We start from the raw sequence: 1,663 nt of genomic DNA on the forward strand, positions 1-1,663 counted from the left end.
GTTCTGATCGAACAGGATCCCTTGACGGGTGATCTTGGCCGGTGGGTGCATGAAGGCAGGGCCTCCGGTGCAGCACGAGGGTTGCGACACCGACTCGTGCACCAAGGAGGCCCTGTTGTTCCAGTCTTGCGTGATCGTGCCCGTCGCGTCCAACTTCCGCGTGTCGCCGTGCGATTGTCTCGCTCACCGGTTCGGGAACGCGGCCGACCGTCCGGAGAGGGTGCCGGTGTATCCGTCGGACATGACGGACGAGGAGTGGGCGGTGGTGCGGGACGCGCTGCCGGTTCCGGCATGGCTGGAGGGCCGGGGCGGGCAGCCGGAAGGCTACTGCCACCGCGTGATGCTGGACGCGATCCGCTATGTCACCGACAACGGGATCAAGTGGCGCGCGATGCCGTGCGATTTCCCCAGCTGGGACCGCGTGTATGCGTTCTTCCGTAGGTGGCGGAACAAGGGCCTGGCCAAGGAGTTCCATGACCGGCTGCGTGGTGAGGTCCGCACGGCCGAGGGACGCGAGGTGGAACCGACCGCGGCCATCATCGACTCGCAGTCCGTCAAGGCGGCGGCCTCGGTGCCCGCCGCGTCACGCGGCTACGACGGCGGCAAGAAGATCAACGGCAGGCGCCGGCACGTCATCACGGACTGCCTCGGCCTCGTCCTGATGGTGCTGGTGTGTGCCGCCGACGTCACCGACCGTCAGGCCGCTCGCGGCATGCTGCCCCACCTGCGGACGAAGTTCACCACGATCACACTGGTGTGGGCCGACGGCGGCTACTCCGGCCGCCTGGTCACCTGGGCGAAGGAGAAACTCCAGCTCACCCTCCAGATCGTCAAACGCAGTGACGACGTGAAGGGGTTCGCGGTGCTGCCGAGAAGGTGGGTGGTGGAGCGCACGCTGGGGTGGCTGATGCGTTCGCGCCGTCTGGTGCGGGACTTCGAGACGCTGCCCGCTTCCAGCGAGGCGTTCGTCTACTTCTCGCAGGCCATGCTCATGAGCCGCCGCCTCGCCCGCCGTCCGGCATCCCGGCCGCGGCCCGAGCAGTCGCGATGGGCCGCCGCGGCGTGAACCGGCCCGACAGCGACGCCGCCAGCCACTCCCGCTCGACCAGCCGCTTCGCCCGGGAGCGCACCCCCTCGATCTTCGCCGGCACCAACTCCAGACCCAGCCGGGCCGCCAGCTCCTTCGCCGACATCCCCGCACCGTCGGCTCCCGCGGACTCCACCAGCTCCACGATCCGCCGGTAGTCCGGCGCGAGCGCCTGAAGCGTCCCTGCCTGGTGCCACCGCGGCACAACCGAGCCCGTGACCGGGACCTTCACCGCCTCCGCTGACGCCTCCCGCGGGCCGGGAACCACCACAGCCGCCTCCTCGGCCGGCGTGGCCAGGGCCTCGGCGAGCTCAACCCGAGCGATCACCCGGCGCTCCAACACCCCCTCCGCCACAGCGAGTTCGGCCAGGACCCGGTCCGCTTCCGCCTGAAGCTCCTCCACAGCCGCCCGGGCAGCGGTCTCCCGTTCCTCCAGCAAGCCCATCACCGACGCCACCGGCGCCACCTCCGTACCACCGAGAACGAACTGAACGTCCGAACCCTCCCTCGGCGACACCGACACCATGCCTGATCAGCGGAAACTCAACGATCACATCCGGAAAGACAACGGCTTCT

2 protein-coding genes are annotated in these 1,663 nt (G+C 69.3%); one reads left to right on the forward strand and one right to left on the reverse strand.

Going from position 1 to position 1,663, the window contains the following annotated elements; genetic code table 11:
- Positions 1-241 precede the first annotated feature (241 nt).
- Positions 242-1,066, forward strand: a complete 825-nt coding sequence (locus ACIRR9_RS55960; RefSeq protein WP_403769819.1) for an IS5 family transposase — start codon at positions 242-244, stop codon at positions 1,064-1,066.
- Here the strand turns inward: ACIRR9_RS55960 and ACIRR9_RS55965 are convergent.
- A complete protein-coding gene (locus ACIRR9_RS55965; protein WP_403769822.1) occupies positions 990-1,544 on the reverse strand; it encodes a hypothetical protein in 555 nt (184 codons plus the stop codon). The two genes, ACIRR9_RS55960 and ACIRR9_RS55965, sit on opposite strands and share 77 nt — an antisense overlap.
- Positions 1,545-1,663 lie beyond the last annotated feature (119 nt).

It is taken from the genome of Streptomyces sp. NPDC101234 (assembly GCF_044767525.1).
GTDB classification, from domain to species: domain Bacteria; phylum Actinomycetota; class Actinomycetes; order Streptomycetales; family Streptomycetaceae; genus Streptomyces; species Streptomyces sasae.